17 protein-coding genes are annotated in these 19,755 nt (G+C 63.9%); 10 read left to right on the top strand and 7 right to left on the bottom strand.

Translation table 11 applies throughout. From position 1 onward, the window contains the following. The first annotated feature begins 76 nt into the window (after nucleotides 1-76). The 3 genes from M1D88_RS05490 (at nucleotide 77) to M1D88_RS05480 (ending at nucleotide 3,788) form a co-directional block, all read left to right on the top strand. Nucleotides 77-1,501, top strand: a complete 1,425-nt coding sequence (locus M1D88_RS05490) for an HNH endonuclease (RefSeq protein ID WP_458113561.1) — start codon at nucleotides 77-79, stop codon at nucleotides 1,499-1,501. 146 nt (nucleotides 1,502-1,647) lie between these two features. Continuing rightward, complete coding sequence (locus tag M1D88_RS05485) at nucleotides 1,648-3,042, top strand: ABC transporter permease (protein ID WP_458113560.1); 1,395 nt, start codon at nucleotides 1,648-1,650, stop codon at nucleotides 3,040-3,042. A gap of 2 nt (nucleotides 3,043-3,044) precedes the next feature. Beyond that, nucleotides 3,045-3,788, top strand: coding sequence for an ABC transporter ATP-binding protein (locus tag M1D88_RS05480; RefSeq protein ID WP_458113559.1), 744 nt, complete (start codon nucleotides 3,045-3,047; stop codon nucleotides 3,786-3,788). A gap of 93 nt (nucleotides 3,789-3,881) precedes the next feature. On the opposite strand, the gene M1D88_RS05475 is transcribed toward M1D88_RS05480, so the two are convergent. The 3 genes from M1D88_RS05475 to M1D88_RS05465 are packed head-to-tail and all read right to left on the bottom strand — an operon-like array spanning nucleotide 3,882 to nucleotide 6,991. Then, nucleotides 3,882-5,063 carry an ABC transporter permease gene (locus tag M1D88_RS05475; RefSeq protein WP_458113558.1) on the bottom strand — a complete coding sequence of 394 codons (1,182 nt, stop codon included), beginning with the start codon at nucleotides 5,061-5,063 and terminating at the stop codon, nucleotides 3,882-3,884. Next, entirely contained in the window at nucleotides 5,060-5,767 is a 708-nt protein-coding gene (locus M1D88_RS05470; RefSeq protein ID WP_458113557.1) for an ABC transporter ATP-binding protein, read from the bottom strand. The genes M1D88_RS05475 and M1D88_RS05470 overlap by 4 nt, the downstream gene beginning before the upstream one ends. A gap of 3 nt (nucleotides 5,768-5,770) precedes the next feature. After that, a complete protein-coding gene (locus M1D88_RS05465) occupies nucleotides 5,771-6,991 on the bottom strand; it encodes a hypothetical protein (RefSeq protein ID WP_458113556.1) in 1,221 nt (406 codons plus the stop codon). A 138-nt stretch (nucleotides 6,992-7,129) separates the two neighbouring features. On the opposite strand from M1D88_RS05465, the gene M1D88_RS05460 reads away from it, so the two are divergent. From M1D88_RS05460 to M1D88_RS05435, 6 genes are all read left to right on the top strand, one after another. Continuing rightward, nucleotides 7,130-8,197, top strand: coding sequence for a Gfo/Idh/MocA family protein (locus tag M1D88_RS05460; RefSeq protein WP_458113555.1), 1,068 nt, complete (start codon nucleotides 7,130-7,132; stop codon nucleotides 8,195-8,197). Nucleotides 8,198-8,511: 314 nt separating this feature from the next. After that, complete coding sequence (locus M1D88_RS05455; RefSeq protein ID WP_458113554.1) at nucleotides 8,512-9,291, top strand: hypothetical protein; 780 nt, start codon at nucleotides 8,512-8,514, stop codon at nucleotides 9,289-9,291. A gap of 87 nt (nucleotides 9,292-9,378) precedes the next feature. Further along, nucleotides 9,379-10,788 carry a hypothetical protein gene (locus M1D88_RS05450; protein WP_458113553.1) on the top strand — a complete coding sequence of 470 codons (1,410 nt, stop codon included), beginning with the start codon at nucleotides 9,379-9,381 and terminating at the stop codon, nucleotides 10,786-10,788. A 247-nt stretch (nucleotides 10,789-11,035) separates the two neighbouring features. Then, nucleotides 11,036-12,247 carry a serine/threonine-protein kinase gene (locus M1D88_RS05445; protein ID WP_458113552.1) on the top strand — a complete coding sequence of 404 codons (1,212 nt, stop codon included), beginning with the start codon at nucleotides 11,036-11,038 and terminating at the stop codon, nucleotides 12,245-12,247. Further along, entirely contained in the window at nucleotides 12,244-12,714 is a 471-nt protein-coding gene (locus M1D88_RS05440; RefSeq protein WP_458113551.1) for a mucin-associated surface protein, read from the top strand. Before M1D88_RS05445 ends, M1D88_RS05440 begins: the two co-directional genes overlap by 4 nt. Nucleotides 12,715-12,861: 147 nt before the next feature. After that, complete coding sequence (locus M1D88_RS05435) at nucleotides 12,862-13,491, top strand: SRPBCC family protein (protein ID WP_458113550.1); 630 nt, start codon at nucleotides 12,862-12,864, stop codon at nucleotides 13,489-13,491. A gap of 76 nt (nucleotides 13,492-13,567) precedes the next feature. Here the strand turns inward: M1D88_RS05435 and M1D88_RS05430 are convergent, their stop codons facing one another. Continuing rightward, on the bottom strand, nucleotides 13,568-15,787 hold the full coding sequence (locus M1D88_RS05430) for an NADP-dependent isocitrate dehydrogenase (protein WP_458113549.1): 2,220 nt from the start codon (nucleotides 15,785-15,787) through the stop codon (nucleotides 13,568-13,570). A 151-nt stretch (nucleotides 15,788-15,938) separates the two neighbouring features. Then, nucleotides 15,939-16,409 carry a MarR family winged helix-turn-helix transcriptional regulator gene (locus M1D88_RS05425; RefSeq protein ID WP_458113548.1) on the bottom strand — a complete coding sequence of 157 codons (471 nt, stop codon included), beginning with the start codon at nucleotides 16,407-16,409 and terminating at the stop codon, nucleotides 15,939-15,941. Nucleotides 16,410-16,746: 337 nt separating this feature from the next. Between M1D88_RS05425 and M1D88_RS05420 the strand changes: the two genes are divergently transcribed. Beyond that, nucleotides 16,747-17,724 (top strand): trypsin-like serine peptidase, encoded by a 978-nt coding sequence (locus M1D88_RS05420; RefSeq protein WP_458114435.1) that lies wholly within the window; start codon nucleotides 16,747-16,749, stop codon nucleotides 17,722-17,724. A gap of 10 nt (nucleotides 17,725-17,734) precedes the next feature. Here the strand turns inward: M1D88_RS05420 and M1D88_RS05415 are convergent, their stop codons facing one another. Next, entirely contained in the window at nucleotides 17,735-18,007 is a 273-nt protein-coding gene (locus tag M1D88_RS05415; RefSeq protein WP_458113547.1) for a hypothetical protein, read from the bottom strand. A gap of 51 nt (nucleotides 18,008-18,058) precedes the next feature. Further along, complete coding sequence (gene purH, locus M1D88_RS05410; RefSeq protein ID WP_458113546.1) at nucleotides 18,059-19,729, bottom strand: bifunctional phosphoribosylaminoimidazolecarboxamide formyltransferase/IMP cyclohydrolase; 1,671 nt, start codon at nucleotides 19,727-19,729, stop codon at nucleotides 18,059-18,061. Nucleotides 19,730-19,755 lie beyond the last annotated feature (26 nt).

Below are 19,755 nucleotides of genomic sequence, written 5' to 3'. Positions count from 1 at the left end.
GCCGGATCACATCCTGCACGAGATACAGCGCCGAAAATGGGCCTTTATTGTCAGTGGTCGCTGAAAGACTCTTTTCATGGGGAATATGCAGGGGTCTGCGGCGGTACCGGCTTTGGCGGGCAGCCGCGGCAGGTCTGTGGGGCACGCGCACGTGAGTGTCGCGTCTGTGGGCGTCGTGTCTGTGGGCGATGTGCTGTCGGCCTTGGCGGGGGTTCGTCCCTGCGGTGACGGCCCCGGGCTCATTGAACAGTTGCGGGACCTGGAGGACCTGAAGTCCGCCGCGGCCGCGCTGCAGGCCCGCATCGCCGTGGCGTTCGACACCGACCAGCGCCGCACCCAGCGGGCGGCCGGGGTGCCTGCTGCCGAACTGGGCAGCGGCGTGGCCGCGCAGATCGCCCTGGCCCGGCGCGAGTCCCCCGCCCGCGGCGGCCGGCTCCTCGGCCTGGCCAAAGCCCTCGCCACCGAAATGCCCCACACCCTCACCGCCCTGCAGACCGGACAGCTCAACGAATGGCGCGCCACCCTCCTGGCCAGGGAAACAGCCTGCCTCACCGCCCAGGACAGGTGCGCGGTCGACGAAGAACTCGCCGCAGACACCGGAGCGCTCTCCGGGCTCGGGGCCGACACCCTCACCACCACCAACACCGGCACCGGCGGGGAGACCGGCCCGGATACCCGGTCCCGCGGGCAGATCATGGCCGACACCCTCGTCGAACGGATCACCGGAACCCCCGGCGGGATCACCGGCATCGAAATCCAACTCGTCATGACCGACCGCACCCTCCTCCAAGGCCACAGCGAACCCGCACGCCTGCCCGGCTACGGCATCGTCCCCGCCCACTGGGCCCGCACCACCATCCACCCCACACACCTGCAGCCCACGGACCCCGGGCACACGGGGCCCAGCCAAAACGCTCTCAACTCCACGAACAACGCGCTCAACCCCACGGACCCCGGGCAAGCTCTCGAGGCCACTCCCGACACCGGCCCCAACACAAACAAGCCCCTGAACGTCTGGCTCCGCCGGCTCTACACCGCCCCCGACACCGGCGACCTCATCGCCATGGACTCCCGCGCCCGGCTCTCCCCACCCAGGCTCCGCCGCTTCATCCAGACCCGCGACCACACCTGCCGCACCCCCTACTGCGACGCACCCATCCGCCACGTGGACCACATCATCCCCTGGCACCAAAACGGCACCACCACCACAACCAACGGCCAAGGCCTCTGCGAAGCCTGCAACCACACCAAAGAAACCCCCGGCTGGACCACCCACACCCACCCCGGCCCACGACACACCACCGAACTCCACACCCCCACCGGCCACACCTACCACTCCACCGCCCCACCCCTCCCCGGCACACCACTCCCGGGCACAGCGTTACCCGGTGCTCCCCAACGCGCTGCTCCCCAACGCGCGGCCCACCGGCAACGACGCGATCTCCTCCACCGCGCCAGGACGCGGAAGCGCGCCCGCAACAAGGAACCTGCTGCCGCATAGGGCACCCGGGAAACCACCCCTGTCCAGATGACCATCTCCCTCCTCACAGGCAATCCATAGCTTCTCCCGGTGCCTCACACAGCCGTTCGGAGAAGTCTTGGACCAGATGCCAAGCCTTCGGCCGGCCCAAATTTTCGAGGAGTACTGTGAGCGTCCTTGCCCGAAGTGTAGGCAATGCCTTCAGAAACAAGATCAGGACAGCCGCCGTCGTTGCTGTCCTTGCGGTGGCAATCGGTCTGGCCCTTGCCATGCTGGTAGCTAACCAGGCGGTTGCCGCGAAGGTCACGGAGTTGAACGCCTCCGTCGGCACTGTCCTGACCGTCAACCCCGCCGGTGGTCAGGGTTTTGAAGGAGGCGGGGAACCTTTGACCGTGGAGCAGGCGGCCACCGCCGCCGCAGTTCCCAATGTGACTGACGTTGTGGGCACAATGGCCCTCCGGCTTCGAAACGCCGCAGAGGTGGCAGCTCAAGCAGCTACAGGCCAGACTGGCGGGCCAGGCGGAGGTCTCGGGGGCCAAGCCACAACAACAATGACCACGAGCCTCACCCCGGCAGTTGACGCCGGGACGCTCGGCAACCGGAACCAAGAGACCGGAACAACCGGAAATCAGCCTCCGCGCACGTTCGCCTTGCCCATTACGGCTACAGGAATCGGAGCGGAGGTGGACAGCACCGGGAGGGCGCTGCAGATAACCGAAGGAACAGGGCTCGGCGATTACAACACCGCCTCTACCAGCGCCCTGCTCGGGACCACGCTGGCGGAAAAAAACAGCCTAAAGGTGGGCTCCACTTTTACCATCAACGATCAAACCTTCACCGTCGCAGGACTCTTCGACGCCGGGACGGCCTTCGGCAACAATGCCCTCTACCTCACGCTCCCCCAGGCCCAGACGCTGGCCGCGCTGCCCGGCGAGCTCACCACCATGATCGTCACCGTCAACAGCATGGAGAATGTTGACGCCGCGAAGACCGTCCTCCAGGCAACGCTCGGCGCGGACAAAGCAGACGTAACCCAGAGCCAGAATCTGCAGACAGCAGTCAGCTCGCTGGACAGCGTCAGGAACATTTCATTCATGGCCTTCGTCGCCGCCCTCGGTACCGCCGGCCTCATCATCCTGCTGATCATGGTCATGCTGGTCCGTGAACGCCGCAAGGAAATCGGAGTACTCAAAGCCATAGGGGCACCGAACAGGACCATCGGGCTGCAGTTTGTCCTCGAGGCTCTGGTGTTGGTGACCTTGGGCAGCGCGGTGGGCGCCGCCGTCGCCTCCTTTGCCAGCGGCAGCATTGCTACCGCCCTCATCGGCTCGAGCACAACCACAACAGCGGCGCCTCCAATTCGTGGCGCCGCGGGCGGATTCGCTGGTGGAGGCGCGCTCGGTGGTGCCAACCAACTCCTGACCTCCGTCACGGCAAGCGCATCACCCGGAGTAATAGCCGCCGGCATCGCCGCTGTGTTCGGTGTGGCCATCATCGGGGCCTTGGTCCCGGCCTTGCTTACCGCCCGCATCCGTCCTATCGAAGTCCTCCGAGGAGAGTAGCCATGATCGAAGTCAAGAACCTGGTCCGCACGTTCCAGAGCGGCGAACGCACCATTAAACCCGTCAACAACGTCAGCTTCGAACTCGCCGAGGGAACACTCGCGTCCATCGTTGGCAAGAGCGGAAGCGGCAAGAGCACACTGTTGTCCCTGCTAGGGGCGCTGGACAAACCCACCAGCGGAGACGTCGTCGTGAACGGCGTCAGCCTGGCAGGCATGCCAGACGGCAAACTGACGGAATACCGACGGCGGGACATCGGCTTTGTTTTCCAGCAGTTCAACCTGATCCCCAACCTCACGGCGTTGGACAATGTGATGCTGCCGATGGAGTTTGCGGGAGTCCGCCGTTCCGTGCGGACGAAGCGGGCTAAGGAGTTGCTGGAACAGGTGCAGCTGGACGTGGACAGGCACGATCGCCGGATCAACCGCCTCTCCGGCGGAGAACAACAGCGCGTTGCCATCGCCCGGGCCTTGGCCAATGAGCCGAAACTGATCCTCGCGGATGAGCCCACCGGCAACCTTGACGAGCAGACCGGCGGGCACATCATTGAGCTCCTGAGCTCGCTAAGGCGGGAGCACAACACCACAATCCTGGTAGTCACCCATGACCGTTCCCTGGCCAACAAGACCGACAGGCGTTTCCGGCTTCAGCAGGGTCGGCTGACGGAGGAAACGGCACCCAAACAGGCTCAGGGCATGGCTGCCGCCGACCCAAAGGCGGTGGCGGCAACGGCAACCGTGGGCTAAGGGACCAGGGCGTAGGATTCGGCTGAGCATGGTCGCCGGAAAAGGTGGGCGGCGGCCCGGGGTTTTTTCCGGACCGCCGCCCCAACCTTGTCCTTAGAAACGTATGGCGTCGATGACCTTGACCCGTACCGCAACCGTTGCCGGTATGGCACCCGCGAGCGCCCCGACCAGCACCGCCGCACCCAGGCCGAGCATCGCCGCCTCAATGGGGAAGGGCGGATATTCGGTGAGCCCGGGCGCAATCTTGGACTCGATCCACGGGTTTTTCACAATGGCGACGCCGATCATCACACCGATCACGCCGGCCACAGCCGTCGCCACTACCGATTCCATCATGACCCCGAGGAAGATCCGCCGGGACGTTGCGCCGAAGCTGCGCCGGATGCCGATTTCCCGCACCCGGTACCGCACAGTGACCATCGAGATGTTCAGCATGCCGACGGCGCCCAACAGCAGCACGAGGCCTGCCACCCCACCAATGGCAAGTTGGGCCACGGCGAAGGGATCTCCGTAGCTGGCGTAGTCCATACGGTCCACGTGAATCTGCATGCCTGGAAACTGCTGCTCGAGATCGGAGGTGATGGCAGCCTTGAGGGGTCCGGCCTGAGCGTCCTGCACCCAGAGTTTGAATTGCCCGCCGTCGGTTGCAATTCCAGCCCGTTCCGCAGCACCCATCAGCATGAAGGCCTGAGGCGGAGCCTGGGGATGCTGGTCCGCGACTACGCCGATCATGACGGCTGTGGTTTTTGGATCGCCGGCAAGTGCAACCTTCGGGTGAGTAACCAGGCTGGGGCGGCCGGCCGCGTTGTAAAAAGCCTCTGACACCACTACGGCTGGAGCAAGGCGCTCTTCGTCGTTGGCGGCGAACCAGGATCCGGCACTCACGTCCACGCGGTGTATGACTCCATACCCAGGATCCACCAGCTGCATCTGGACTTGCTGCACTCCATACGGAAACTGGAAGCCGTGCTGAGTGTGGCCGACGTGGGTGTAATACTCCACCCCATAGCGCTGGATTATGCCCTTGTACGCTTCCTCGAGTTTGACGGGATCCGGCATCGTAGGTCCAAAAACGCTCATGCCCAATGTGGCAGACCGGCCGCCGTTGCGCTCGGAGCTTGCCTTGAGCCCTTCACGTGCAACGTCGCCCACCCCTACCACCGAGGTGAGTGCCCCTACGGACAAAGCCACGCCAATGAGTGCGAGCAGAATACGGGTTTTGTTGATGCGCAACTCCTGCCACGCTTCAACGAGGGCGGACACAACCCCGGTCATGCGGGCACTCCCACGGGAACCTCAGTCGGCGTCAACACACCGGAGTCGAGCCGGTAGCTGGCACGCGCAAGGGCAGCCACATTGACGTCGTGCGTGATGGTCACCAGCGCAGCTCCCGATTCGGTGGCCACTGTATCGAGAAGGGCCATCACAGCCTGGCCCGTGTCGACGTCGAGCGCTCCGGTCGGTTCGTCGGCGAGGATCAGCCGTGGTCCGCGGACCAGCGCCCGTGCGATCGCAACGCGCTGCTGTTCCCCGCCCGAGAGCATGTTGGGAAACGTCTCTGCCCGGCCGGCCAGGCCAACCCTGTCCAGCATGTCCATGGCCAGTTCCCGGCGCTTCCAGAAGTGGGACGGGCCGGCATACAGGAGTGGTGTAATCACGTTGTCCAAGGCGCTGCGCCCAGGCAAGAGGTTGAACTGCTGGAAGACGAAGCCTACGGAGGACCCGCGGAGCCTCGCCCTGGCGTTGCCGCGGATCTGCTCCACCGGAGTCCCCTGAAACCGAAGTTCCCCGCTTGTCGGCGTGTCCAGCAGTCCGAGGAGGTTCAGCAGCGTGGACTTTCCGCAACCGGAACGCCCGACGACGGCGGTGTGGTCACCGCTGTGCACGGTCAGGTCCACACCACGCAAAATGTGGAGCTCCTGGTCGTCCGGCAAGAGAACTGTCCGCGTTACTCCGCGCAGGGAGACGAGTTCCTCCACAGCTCAGCCTCCCATCGGGCCGGGGCCGAACTGCGCTCCGGGCTGCTCCTGGGCGGGGGCACCCGGAACAAACTCCAGCACGGACTCGCCCTCGGCCAGTCCCGAGACTACCTCCACCACCGTGCCGTCGTTGAGGCCGAGCTGAACCTTCCGCTGTTCCGGAGGCGCTGCATTGGCAGGCGCTCCCTGCGGCGGACCTGCTGCAGCACCATCAGCACCTGGTCCCGCCGGAACGCCCTCGCCTCCTGGGGCTGGGGCGCTTCCGGCTGGAGCGAGCCAAACAATTCCATCCTTAACACTGCCCTGAACAGCAGTAAGCGGCACGGTCACGACGTTGGCGGACTCCCCCGCCGTCACAGTCATAGTGGCGCCCAAACCTGCAAATACTTCGACGCCGGACGGGATGGCGCAGCTAAGGGTCCCGGTGGGGGTGGTGTCCTGCTCAGGCGCCGCCCCTCCTCCGCCTGGACCGGCCTGGGCATATGGCACTGAACGCCCCACGCTTCCCCCGCCGGCACTAGCGAGACCGCCACCGGCATTCGCAGGAGTGCCACCGGCAGCGTTGTTTTTCAAAACAACGCTGGGACAGGTGAAGGGGGCAGGTCCACCCACAACCGAGACCAGCGCCGATCCCGGCTTGGCAAGCAGCCGGAACTGCTGGGCGGCGTTGACGGAACCGGAAACCGTGAACGTGCCGGGGTTTACCGTTCCCGTCGCTTCACCCACGCCCACCTGCTGCTTCAGCAATACGGTCAGCGTTTCCAATTTCCCGGAGACAGGAGCCAGCACATCGGTGTACGTGTAGAGCGGAACGCGGGCCGTCATCTGTTGGGGAGCGGAAGCACCAGGCTCCCCCGCCGTCGTCGTACTCTGTACCGTTTCCTCGGTGGGTTCGGGCGGAAGCTCAGTGCGAACCTGGTAGAGGCGGTCTCCGAGCGCAACCTTGGCACCGGCTTCCATGAAGATGTGCGACACCACACCGGCGGCTGTGCTTCGGACGCCGGCAGGGGCGTCGCTCTGGACGGTCGCCTTGATTTCCACCGAATTGGTGACAGTGGCGCGCGCCGCCTGCACCACCGGAATGGCGACCTGGGCGCTTGGCCCGGCCACGGCGTCGTCGGGCTTCAGGCCGTCCACAAAGGCGATTTTCACCAGGGTTACGGCAATGACGGAAAACACCGCCAGCCAGGCCACGGGCAAAATGACGCGCCTGAATACTCTCATCTCTTCTCCATTCGGTGACTCCCCACAGAACCTCTCTGCGAGAGATGCCCTCACAGCCTAACCCTCGCCGAGGACTGCCAATGGACGCGGGTCTCACCACGCCCAGGCTTTCCTCGCTGCAGTGAGAAGATGGGCACCATGACTGCCCCGATCGCAAAGCCATGGCTCTTCAGCCAACCTGACCAGGATCCCCGCACTGCCACCGGCCGGACATTGCGCTGGGGCATCATAGCCACTGGCGGAATCGCTAATTCGGTGTCCAAGGACCTGGCGCTGCTCGCCGACGCCGAAATTCATGCCGTCAGCTCACGGACCCAGGGGGCGGCGGACGCATTCGCTGCCCAGTTCGGAATTCCCCACGCCTTCGGCGACGACGACGCCACCGGCTACCAGCGGTTGCTCGCCCAAGAGTCAGTGGACGTGGTGTACGTGGCCACTCCCCACGCCAATCACTTCCAGATCACTCTTGCTGCCTTGAACGCCGGCAAACACGTCCTGGTCGAGAAGGCCCTGACCATTAACGCCAGGGAGGCTGCCGAACTCATCGCCCTGGCAAGGTCCCGGAATCTCTTCATGATGGAAGCTGTCTGGAGCCGTTTCCTGCCCAGCATGCAACGAGCCTTCGAGATCGCCGCGTCAGGAGAACTCGGGCAGATCCAGTGGGTGAACGCCGATCTCGGCTTCCCGGCGGAGTACTCCCTCACCGCACGCCTCTGGGCCGTGAAAGACGGTGGCGGTGCCCTACTGGATCTTAGCGTTTATCCCCTGCTGTGGGCGTTGGGCACCTTGGGCTTCCCGCAAACCGTCAGCGCCACCGGCTCAGTGAACGACGACGGCGTGGACGCCCAGAACGCGCTGACGCTCGGATACAACCATGGCGCCCAGGCCCAGCTCACCTCATCACTGTTAGCTCATGGGCCACGCGCCGCCACTGTCGCAGGCAGCCTCGGCTACCTTCACACCATCGGATCCATCAACAATCCGCGGGAGCTCACCGTGAAGATCGGCTTCGAGGCACCGAGGATGGAGCACTTCGACGTCGTCGGGCGGGGCTATTCGTACGAACTCCGTGAGGTCACCCGGTGCATCCAACAAGGTCTCACGGAAAGCCCCGTGATGCCGCTTGATGATTCGTTGAACGTTATGAGGCTCTTCGACGGTGTGCGAGCACAGCTGGGCGTCACCTACCCAAACGACGCGCACTGACTCGGTGTGCTGACAGGGTGTGCTGATCCGGTTTCCTGAGCCGTGATGGCTTTTGTGACTCAGATTCTTCCATTCGACAGATTTCTGCACTGTGGCTATGGACTCTGGAAGGCGTACCGGCATACGCTGTTGCCAAGTCGTCATAAATGGGAGGGGGGCGACCATCTATGGGTTTTTTTGAGCCTTCTTCGCGTGCGCCCCGATCCCTGCGGTCCCTTCGTTCCCTGCTTTTGGGCGGAGCAGCAGCCGTCGCGTGGCTCGCGCTTTCTTCGCCTGGAGCCAGCGCTGATGCAGGCTCTCAGCCAGACTCAATTTTGGGCGGACTCACGACACCTGTTTCTTCAGTAACCTCAGCCGCCGCTGATGCCTTGTCCGCTGTTCCTCCGCATTCGCCTGCGGCTGATCCGTCTCCTGCGCCTTCTCCCGCGTTTGGCTCGAGAGGGTTGCTGCAGCCGCCGGACGATGCAGTTACCAACGTTACTTCGCCGGTGCGCATAGCCGCCGAAGGTGCAGTCGGCGGTCTTGCGGAAGCCGTAATTCCGCCCGTCACCGAAGCAATTCCAGTTCTGCAACCCGTCCTGGCCCCCGTCGCCGACGTCATTTCGGGTGGACACGTGACCTTACCGGAACCGGTGGCAGGTGTCGTAACGGAGTTTGTCGGCCAGACCGCTATACCCGGACCGGATTTCCCTGACGTTTCTGACGCAGCAGGGGACCCGGAAGCGGCTTTGCCGGACATAGCTGAACCAAGTGCATCTGCTGCCGCCCCGAATGTCACTGCAGCCTTCGCCACTGGAGCTACTGGCAGGTTCTGGTCGGCCTCCATGCTGGCACATACCTCCGGTGGAAGCGGTGTTTCCGGCCAAACTGGTCCACCTGACGGAAGCAATGGACCTCGCGGACCTGAGACGGTTCCAGCCGTACCCGGATCGGGATCAGGCAGCGGCCAATCATCCGGCGGGTCTTCCGGCGGTGCTGCCTGCCTGACTGATGTCTCCCTCAATCTTCCGCAGCCGGGAAGCACGGCGGCCGACGGACCCCTTCAGCATGCTCCTGCTCCGGTGTCGCTCGACACCGGTTCATCTCCTGACTAGTTGGATCCTTCCTGCCTTTTTTCGCGGCAGAAACGGCCATCAGGGCAGCCATGGGCTCCCTACACCAACTCTCCAGGAGAACTTCCTATGCATGCACATCTTCGCAGAGGGCTGCTAAGCACCCTCTTTGCCGGCGGGCTACTTGCCCTCGGCGCAACCGCTGCCAATGCAGCGGACACCACCAGCGCAGCGGACGAGTCCGTAACCGCTTCGGTCTCAGCGGCTGTGGCCGCAAACACGACGTCGTTGGGCCTGCTGGGTGACTCAACGCCGTCAACCTCATCCGGGCTGAACGCCACTGCAAATCTCGCATTGGGCACGGCAGCTCCTGTCACCACCGGTTCAACGGCACTCGTGGCTGACGTCGCAGCGGACGTGAACCTGGGCGCAGGAACAGGCACCGTTGACGACACCACCGTCCTAGCTGATGCTGCCGCCGCCCTCAGCCTGGGCGCAGGAACAGGCACCGTTGACGACACCACCGTCCTAGCTGATGCTGCCGCCGCCCTCAGCCTGGGCGCAGGAACAGGCACCGGCACAGGCACAGGCACCGTTGACGACACCACCGTCGTAGCTGATGCTGCCGCCGCCGTAAGCCTGGGCACCGGAACCGGCACAGGCACCGTTGACGACATCACCGTCCTAGCTGATGCTGCCGCCGCCCTCAGCCTGGGCGCAGGAACAGGCACCGGCACAGGCACCGTTGACGACACCACCGTCATAGCTGATGCTGCCGCCGCCCTCAGCCTGGGCGCAGGAACAGGCACCGGCACAGGCACCGTTGCCGACACAACCGTCATAGCTGATGCTGCCGCCGCCCTCAGCCTGGGCGCAGGAACAGGCACAGGCACAGGCACCGTTGCCGACACAACCGTCGTAGCTGACGCCGCTGTTGACCTCGGTGTGGGCGCAGGAACAGGCACCGTTGACGACACCACCGTCGTAGCTGATGCTGCCGCCGCCCTCAACCTGGGCCTCGGCACCGGAACCGGAACCGGCATCCTTGACAACACCACCGCCGCCGCTGACGCCGCTGTTGACCTCGGTTTGGGCGCCGGCACCGGAGACACGGGCACCGGCACCGACGTCGCTCTGGATCTTTGCCTGCGACTTGGCCTAGGCTCCGCTGTGGATTGTGGCGGAACTGCTCCCGGCACCGACGGTCCGGGCACCGATGGTCCCGGCACCGATGACGGAACAACCGGCGGTACTGGCACGCCAACCACCCCCGGCGGCAATACCGGCACCACGCCTGGTGGCACCTCCGGCACTCCCGGAAGCACCACGGGAACGGTGCCCGCGGGCTCGGGTTCGGGGCTGGTGGTGAACACCGCGGGTCTGGTGAAGGCTCCTGCAGTCGCCGCTGCTGGTGCCGGTACGGCTGCAACAAGCCAGCAGACCCTTGCCAAGACAGGCGTTGATTCATCGCTGGTTCCGGTAGCCCTGCTTCTCTTGTTCGCGGGCCTGCTGATGATCCTTCGGCGTAAGAAGGCGTGACGGGGCTGTTTACTCACATCTCTTAGAGGGAAACCATGGCAGGAAAGGAGGCGCCTAGAAGTCAGAAAACACCTACGTCCTTGTTGCGTCGGCGGTTCGACCGTGAAGGGTCCTGGATTCTCCACGGTCGGACCATCGGCATGCCCGCTTTGGGTCACAGAATGGTGTTGAGGACCCCTCGGCAATGGGCTGAAAGCCGTCACCGTATTATTCTTGAAGTACGGCGCGACATTGTGCCCAGTAGGAGATGGGGACGACGGTGGTGGATTCGCCAAGCGACACCAAGAGCGAGGTTGTCGGCGGACGCTACAGACTGGGTGAGGTGATCGGGCGCGGCGGAATGGCCTCCGTCTACAACGCCCGGGACGAGAATCTGGGCCGCGATGTGGCCCTCAAACTGTTCGCCCCGCAGGCCCCGGACGCCGAAGAGCTTAAGCGTCAGGAAGCTGAAATAACGCTGCTGGCCACCCTTAACCACCCTGGCCTGGTCACCTTGTTCGACGCCGGAATTGATAACCGCATCCCGGACGAACCAAGGCCCTTCCTCACCATGGAGCTCATCGAGGGCGAGGACCTCCGGACAAGGATCAGACGCGGCCCGGTGACGCTGGATGAACTTGCCGTTATCGGAGCAGGCATTGCCGATGCGCTTGCTTACGTCCATGGCCTTGGCATCATCCACCGCGATATTAAGCCGGGAAACATCCTCTTGGTCCCAGGCCGGCCGGGCGAGCCAGATCGGCCGAAGCTCACAGATTTCGGCATTGCCCGCATCGTCGACGGCACCCGTTTGACTGCCACCGGGACCATGGTGGGGACCGCGGCATACCTCAGCCCGGAACAAGCCAAGGGCGCCGAAATGGGCCCGGCCAGCGATATTTACTCCTTGGGTCTGGTGCTTCTGGAGTCCATCAAAGGCACCGTGGAATATCCCGGCAGCGCTGTGGAGTCCGCTGTGGCGCGGCTTTACCGCGCACCAGAAATCCCGCCGGATGTTCCTAAGGAATGGGCTGATCTGCTGAGGGCAATGACTGCCCTTGATCCCTTGGAGCGGCCTACTGCCGCCGACATCGAAGTAGCTTTGCGGCAGGCCCTCTACTCCACTGAGTCCGTTCCGGGACCGCTGGTGGAAGAACATACCCGCATGCTCCCAGCCATTCCGTCCCGCGCGCCGCTGTCCTTGCAGGGGGATTCGCAGGACTATGTCTCCGATATCTCACCCTCCCCTGCCTCGATGGGGAATGGTGACAACCGTGAAGCTGGTAAGTCCAGGATCCGGCAGTTGGGGAAGCGCGGGCGGATTGCCCTGGCTTTGCTTATCCTGGCAGTCATCGCCGCAGTATCCGCCGTCGGACTTTCCCTCGCCGCCCCCAAGGCTCCCGACGTCGTCCCGTACCCGACCGTCACCGGAACGCTCGGCGAACACCTCGAACAGCTGCAGAAGAGCGTGGAACCATGAGCCGCCATGCACTTCGGCGGGCTTGCGCCGCCGTCACAGGCTGCTTGCTGGTGTTCTCGCTGGCGGCTTGCGGACCCACAGAGCCTGAGTTGGGGCACGACGCCGCCAAGCGGCTACAGGCCCGGGTCCTCACCGTGACTGATCTTGCGGCTGCCAACGACCCGGCTGGTGCCCTCGTCGCCTTGGCGGAGTTGGAAGAGCAGCTTGACGCTGCCGGGGCCAACGGTGAGGTGTCCTTCAAACGGCATCAAAGCATTACTACCGCCATAGAGGCTGTGCGGACTGATCTTCTTGCCGCCCAGTCAGCCGCTCAAGCCAAGGCCGCCGCCGATGCTGCTGCGGCTGCAGCATCGTCCTCTCCCATACCGACCGCTCCCCCGCAGGACGCGCAAGTAGAGGGGCCCAAGAAGGACGACGGCGGAAACGATAATAAGGGCGGCGACCAGGGCAAAGGCAAGGACGGCTAGCCTTGTCCTCCGGCTACAGCCTGGCACTTTTGCTCAGCTAGCTTACTATTTTTTCTCATTCCGGCTACGTTGGTTAAGCAGGCCCATGAAGCCTGCGGAATCAGAACCGCGGACCGCAGGTCCGCCAGCTGAAGGAGTGAACTACGCATGGCAACAGTTCAGGAATCCATCAACGTCAACGTCCCGCTCAGCCAGGCCTACAACCAATGGACGCAGTTTGAGGACTTCCCGCATTTCATGAGCGGCGTCGATTCTGTCACGCAGATTGACGACACCACCGTCCATTTCAAGACCAGCATCGCCGGCGTCAAGCGGGAATACGATGCCGCGATCACGCTCCAGGAACCAGACAACCGCGTCACCTGGGAGAGCCTGGACCAGCCAAGGAATGCCGGAACCGTCTGGTTTGAGGCGCTTGGCCCAACAGAAACGCAGGTCACCGTTGAGCTCGTCTGGGAACCGGATTCAGCCGCCGAGAACATTGGCGCAGCCATCGGGCTGGATTCCCGCCAGGTAGCTGCAGACCTCAAGCGTTTCAAGAAGTTCATTGAGGAACGGGAAGTGGAAACCGGTGCATGGCGCGAAAGTGTAAGCGGTGGCGAGGTGAGCGGTTCTTCCGCCTCGGCTTCCGGCATGACATCCGCCTCGAGCACATCAGGAACCACCGTGCCCATGGAGGAAGAGATGGGCTACGGCGCCGTCCCAACCGAGCGTCCTGTGAACACTGATCCGGATATGGCTCCAGACGCTCCCTACGGCCGGCCAACCGACCGCTAAAAGGTACTAAGACAACAAAACGCCTCGCTGCTTCCCAAGGAGCAGCGAGGCGTTTTTCGTTATTAACCCGGCCGGGCTACTTCAGCGCGGCGAGGACTTCGTTGAACTTGGCAGAGGGACGCATGACGGCGGCTACCTTCTCAACGTCGGGGCGGTAGTAACCGCCGATGTCCACGGGAGAACCCTGCACAGCGAGCAGCTCGCCTACGATGGCGTCCTCGTTGGACGTCAGCGCCTCGGCGATCGAGATGAAGGACTCGGCGAGCTCGGCGTCGTTGGTCTGCCTTGCCAGTTCACGGGCCCAAAACTGAGCCAGGAAGAAGTGGCTGCCACGGTTGTCGATTTCCCCTACGCGGCGGCTCGGGGACTTGTTTTCCAGCAGGAACGTACCGGTGGCCCGATCCAGGGTGTCAGCCAGCACCTGGGCACGGGCATTGCCCGTGCTCGTGGCAAGGTGCTCGAAGCTGACGGCAAGGGCGAGGAACTCACCAAGGCTGTCCCACCGCAGGTGGTTTTCCTTCAGGAGCTGCTGGACGTGCTTGGGGGCGGACCCGCCGGCCCCGGTTTCGAAGAGGCCACCACCGTTGATCAGCGGAACGATGGACAGCATTTTGGCGCTCGTACCGAGTTCGAGAATCGGGAACAGGTCCGTGAGGTAGTCGCGGAGGACGTTTCCGGTGACGGAGATTGTGTCCTCGCCCTTGCGGATGCGCTCCAAAGTGAAGGCGGTGGCCTTCTCCGGCGACATAATTTCGATCTGCAGGCCTTCAGTGTCGAAGTCCTGCAGATACTCCCGTACCTTAGCGATCAGGTTTGCATCGTGGGCGCGGGTTTCGTCCAGCCAGAACACTGCGGGAGTCTCTGAGGCACGGGCCCGGGTGACAGCGAGCTTGACCCAGTCGCGGATGGGCACGTCCTTGGTCTGGCAGGCGCGCCAGATGTCGCCGGGAAATACCTGGTGTTCGATCAGGACGTTGCCTTCGCCGTCCACGAGCTGCATGGTGCCGGCAGCCTGGACTTCGAAGGTCTTGTCGTGGCTGCCGTATTCCTCGGCGGCCTGGGCCATGAGGCCTACGTTCGGAACGGTGCCCATAGTGGTGGGATCGAAGGCGCCGTGTGCACGGCAATCGTCCAGGACCACCTGGTAAATGCCTGCGTAGGAGCTGTCCGGCAGGACCGCCAGGGTGTCGGATTCCTTGCCGTCCGGGCCCCACATGTGGCCGGAGGAGCGGATCATGGCAGGCATGGAAGCGTCCACGATGATGTCGCTGGGAACGTGGAGGCTGGTGATGCCCTTGTCCGAATCGACCATGGCCAGTGCAGGGCCATCTTCCAGGCCCTTCTTGATGGCAGCCTGAACGCCTTCACGGACGTCCTCGGGGAGGTTTTCGAGCCCGTTCAGGATAGCCGCGAGACCGTTGTTGGGGTTGATGCCGGCGGCTGTGAGCTGCTTGCCGTATGTCTCAAACAGTTCTGCGAAGTAGGCCTTCACTACATGGCCAAAGATGATGGGGTCGGAGACCTTCATCATGGTGGCCTTCAGGTGGGCGGAGAAGAGCACGCCCTCTTCCTTGGCGCGGGCTACCTGGGCAGCCAGGAACTCGTCCAGGGCCGCCGCACGCATAACCGTACCGTCAATGACCTCGCCGGCGAGGACGGGGAAGGCCTTCTTGAGTACCTTGACGGTGCCGTCTTCGCGGACCTGCTGGATCTGGATGGTGCCGTCGGCAGGAATAACCACCGACTTCTCGTTGGAGCGGAAATCATCCGCTTCCATGTGAGCGACGTTGGTCTTCGAGTCGGGGCTCCAGGCACCCATGGAGTGAGGGTTCTGGCGGGCATAGTTCTTCACCGAGAGCGGAGCCCGGCGGTCCGAGTTGCCTTCGCGCAGGACCGGGTTTACTGCCGAACCCTTGATCTTGTCGTAGCGGGACCGGATGTCGGTCTCTTCGTCCGAGGTGGGGTTGTCCGGGTAATCCGGGAGCTGGTAGCCCTTACCCTGCAGCTCCGCGATGGCGGCCTTCAACTGCGGCAGTGACGCGCTGATGTTGGGGAGCTTGATGATGTTTGCTTCGGGGGTCTTTGCCAGCGCGCCGAGTTCGGCGAGATCATCATTGATGCGCTGCTCGTCAGCGAGGAAGTCTCCGAATGCTGCGATGATACGACCAGAGAGCGAGATGTCCCGGGTCTCCACTTCCACACCGGCAGTCGAAGCGAACGCTTCAATCACGGGCAAGAACGAATAGGTGGCCAGCATGGGCGCTTCGTCAGTGTGGGTATAGATAATCTTGGCCATTCAGGTGTCTCCCTGGTGTATGCGTATAGCTGGAGTCTGTGTTATTTCAACAGGTCTAACTTACCCGAGGACGCGAGGTTGGCGCCCACGCCTGTGTCCAAAAGCACTTGCGTTACCGCCGCGCGGCCGCCTGGGCCCGGAAGGACCTCGTTTAGAAAGCAATTCTCCGCAACAGGTCCCTGAGCTGGGTACGTTCGGTTGCGGTGAAATTACCCATGGCCTGGTCTTCCGCCTGCTGTGTGGCCACGGCCGCCTGGGCAAGCAGCCGCCGGCCCTTGGCCGTGCCTTTGATGACCTTGGAGCGGCGATCCTGGGGGTCAGTTTCCCGTTTGACCAGCCCCCGTTGTTCCAGCCCGTCCACCAGGGCCACGATCTGGCTCGGATCCAGCAGCAGGAATTCAGCGAGTTCGCGTTGTGACGGCGCCGCGGCGCTGCAAGCTAATGACAGCACGGCGTACGACCTGATCTTCAGGTCCAGTGGCGCCAGCAGCGCGTTGGCCTTGGCACTCCCCAGCGCCCGTGCACGCGCCGTCAGGAATTCGATCTCGGTTACGAGGGGACTTCCCAACAGCCGCTCGAGGCCTCCGGGCGGCGGGATCTCCGTGGTGCGGGGCCGGGTCATTGCTGAATCCTATAGTTGATAGCCGCCACGATCCCGCCCTCGCCGATATCCTGGTTCCGGTGGAATGCATGGCGGAGTAGTGCGCGGAGACAGTGCGTGAAGCCCAAGCCACTCCGTTGCTGCGCCAGGCGTATGTGGAGCGGCGGAGTTCGTGACTTCCACCCTGAAGAGTTCTTCAACGACCGACTTTGAAATATGGGGCGGAAGCTTCCTTGAGCATTGCTTGAGCAAACAGGCGCGAAACCTTCGTTTACAAAGTGGTCATATCTGGATAGGTTCAAGCTCACTACTCGGGCGGCTATTTGGGGGCCGCCCTTCCACGGGTGTAAGGAAAATGATGAACAGGTCCAGGTCTCTCGCCACGAGTTTGCTCAGCCTTTCGGCTGCAGCGCTCCTTGTTATATCAGCCGGAGGGGCGGCTACGGCTGCACCTGCCGCGGTGGACGAAGGCGGTTCGAGCGGCGTAACAAGCAAAGCGGTTAATGCTTCAGGTGCCGCCGAATACTGGACCCCGGAGCGGATGCGTAATGCCATCCCTGGCGACGTTCTGGCGAATAAGGCCGTGGCCCGGGGCAACAGGTCCAGCGCAGCCACCGTGGAGAGGGGCTCAAGCACCAAAATCTCCGGCCAGGAGGCGCCGAGCAAGTCCAGCCTGCACACTGACGAAGCGCCGGTGTCCCACATCGGGAAGGTTTTCTTCACTCTGCCCAGCGGGAACTATGTCTGCTCGGGCAACTCCGTGGCGTCCGCCAACGGAAGCACTGTGTCCACCGCGGGCCACTGCCTTAACGAAGGCCCCGGCGCTTTCGCCACTAACTTCGTTTTCGTTCCCGCCTATCTGAACGGCGCGGAACCGTACGGCAGGTTCGCTGCCACCTCCCTGCACACGCCCACCCAGTGGAGCTCTGCAGGTGACATGCAGTACGACACCGGGTTCGCCGTCGTCGCCCCTGTTAATGGCAAGACCCTGGCGGATACCGTTGGAGCCTCTGGCGTCGAATTCAACGCCCCCCGCGGCCTGAGCTACACGGCTTACGGCTACCCTGCCGCAAAGCCCTTCGACGGCACGTCCCTGGTAAGCTGCACCGGGACAGCCAGCGATGATCCTTTCAACCCGCAGTTCAACTCCCAGGGCATTTCCTGTGACATGACCGGCGGGTCCTCAGGCGGCCCCTGGTTTATCGGCTCGGGGTCCGACGGCGTCCAAAACTCAGTCAACAGCTACGGCTACGGGAAGAAGTACCCCATCATGTACGGCCCGTACTGGGGATCAGTCATCCGTCAGGCGTACTCGGATGCCTCATCAGCCAGGTGAGTCCAACGACTCAGGCCATCCCCAGGTCACTTCCCATCAGGTAGAGGAGACGCCTGAGGAGGTCCTTGAGTACTGGACTCCCGAACGGATGGCGCAAGCCAAGCCGGCAGGGCGGACCCTTGAGGTACCCGACCCTGCGAACGGCTCCGCCCATGATCAGGCCCAGGATCAGGACGGCACGGAACGCTGAGGTCAACAACTGAACATACGACGACGGCGACCGTCCCGCGAAGGGGCAGTCGCCGTCGTACTGTTCCCGGGTGGTGCCCGGTGCTGGGCCCACGCCGCCCGGGTTCCCTAGCCGAGCGCAGCGAGGCTAGGGAGGCGGTGGGGATTAGTGGAAGAAGTGGCGGGCGCCGGTGAAGTACATGGTGATGCCGGCGGCGTTGGCCGCGGCGATGACCTCGTCGTCCCGGACGGAACCGCCGGGCTGGACGACGGCGCGGACGCCGGCGTCGATCAGGATCTGCAGGCCGTCAGCGAAGGGGAAAAACGCGTCTGAAGCAGCCACGGCCCCGCGGGCACGTTCCGGCGCTCCAGTGGCGTCGGCGTTTGAGGCGCCCCCGGCCCCTTCGACATCCGACTGCACACTGACACCCAGTGTGTTGGCCCGTTCTACGGCGAGGCGGCAGGAATCGAGCCTGTTGACCTGGCCCATGCCGATGCCGACGGCGGCACCGTCGGACGCGATCAGGATGGCATTGGACTTGGCTGCGCGGCAGGCCGTCCAGGCGAAAGCGAGGTCGGCCAGGGTCTTCTCGTCGGCTGCCTCACCGGCGGCGAGGGTCCAGTTGGCGGGGTTGTCGCCGTCGGCGTCCACCTTGTCGGTGACCTGGACGAGTACGCCGCCGGAAACCTGGCGGATTTCGCTCGGGTAGCGGCCGTAGCCCTCCGGCAGGGCGAGCAGGCGGATGTTCTTCTTTTTGGAGAGGATTTCCACGGCTTCCGGCTCGAAGCCCGGAGCGATGACAACCTCGGTGAAGATGCCTGCGACGGTCTTGGCCATGCCTGCGGTTACGGTGCGGTTGGCGGCGATTACGCCACCGAACGCGGACACCGGATCGCAGGCGTGGGCCTTGGCGTGGGCGTCGGCGAGCGGGTCAGCCGAATCGGCGGAACCAACGGCGACACCGCACGGGTTGGCGTGCTTGATGATGGCGACGGCTGGCTCGGCGAAATCGTAGGCGGCGCGGAGGGCGGCGTCGGCGTCCACGAAGTTGTTGTAGCTCATGGCCTTGCCGTGCAGCTGGTCCGCCTGGGCGATGCCGGCGGGAGCTGCCTTGTCCACGTAGAGCGCGGCCTGCTGGTGCGGGTTTTCGCCGTAGCGCAACACCTCTGAGCGTTCCAGGGAAAGGCCGGCGTAGGCAGGCCAGTCGATCACGCCGTCGCCGTCTTCATCGAGGAACTGGCTGGCAGTCCAGGTGGCCACCGCGTTGTCATAGGAAGCGGTGTGCGCGAAGGCCTTGGCGGCCAGGCGGCGCCGGGTCTTCAGGTCGAAACCGCCGTCGGCTGCCGCGGCCACCACCTCGCCGTAGAACTTCGGGTCAACCACAATGGCGACGGCGGCGTGGTTCTTCGCGGCCGAGCGCACCATGGCGGGACCGCCGATATCGATCTGCTCCACGACGTCGTCCGGTGCCGCACCGGACTTCACGGTCTCCACAAAGGGGTAGAGATTCACGACGACGAGGTCGAAGGTTTCGATCTCCATGCCCGCGAGGGTTTCCATGTGGGCCGGGACCCGGCGGTCGGCAAGGATGCCGCCGTGCACGCGGGGGTGCAGGGTCTTGACGCGGCCGTCCAGCATTTCCGGCGAACCGGTGACTTCTTCGACTTCCTTCACCGGGATGCCTGCGGCGGCGATCTTCTTGGCGGTGGAGCCGGTGGATACGAGGGTGACGCCTGCTGCGTGCAGGCCCCGTGCGAGCTCCTCCAGACCGGTTTTGTCGTAGACCGAGATGAGGGCTCGGCGGATGGGAACACGGTCAAGCTGCGTGAAGCTCACAAAAGTCTCCGTCGTATGTGGGTGGG

It is taken from the genome of Arthrobacter sp. R1-13, from assembly GCF_054161475.1.
This window is presented reverse-complemented; position numbering and strand designations above follow the sequence as displayed.

Coding starts and splice junctions, on each gene's coding strand:
- M1D88_RS05490 (WP_458113561.1), top strand. CDS start 77: ATGGGGAATATGCAGGGGTCTGCGGCGGTACCGGCTTTGGCGGGCAGC.
- M1D88_RS05480 (WP_458113559.1), top strand. CDS start 3,045: ATGATCGAAGTCAAGAACCTGGTCCGCACGTTCCAGAGCGGCGAACGC.
- M1D88_RS05475 (WP_458113558.1), bottom strand. CDS start 5,063: ATGACCGGGGTTGTGTCCGCCCTCGTTGAAGCGTGGCAGGAGTTGCGC.
- M1D88_RS05465 (WP_458113556.1), bottom strand. CDS start 6,991: ATGAGAGTATTCAGGCGCGTCATTTTGCCCGTGGCCTGGCTGGCGGTG.
- M1D88_RS05460 (WP_458113555.1), top strand. CDS start 7,130: ATGACTGCCCCGATCGCAAAGCCATGGCTCTTCAGCCAACCTGACCAG.
- M1D88_RS05450 (WP_458113553.1), top strand. CDS start 9,379: ATGCATGCACATCTTCGCAGAGGGCTGCTAAGCACCCTCTTTGCCGGC.
- M1D88_RS05445 (WP_458113552.1), top strand. CDS start 11,036: ATGGGGACGACGGTGGTGGATTCGCCAAGCGACACCAAGAGCGAGGTT.
- M1D88_RS05440 (WP_458113551.1), top strand. CDS start 12,244: ATGAGCCGCCATGCACTTCGGCGGGCTTGCGCCGCCGTCACAGGCTGC.
- M1D88_RS05435 (WP_458113550.1), top strand. CDS start 12,862: ATGGCAACAGTTCAGGAATCCATCAACGTCAACGTCCCGCTCAGCCAG.
- M1D88_RS05430 (WP_458113549.1), bottom strand. CDS start 15,787: ATGGCCAAGATTATCTATACCCACACTGACGAAGCGCCCATGCTGGCC.
- M1D88_RS05425 (WP_458113548.1), bottom strand. CDS start 16,409: ATGACCCGGCCCCGCACCACGGAGATCCCGCCGCCCGGAGGCCTCGAG.
- M1D88_RS05420 (WP_458114435.1), top strand. CDS start 16,747: ATGAACAGGTCCAGGTCTCTCGCCACGAGTTTGCTCAGCCTTTCGGCT.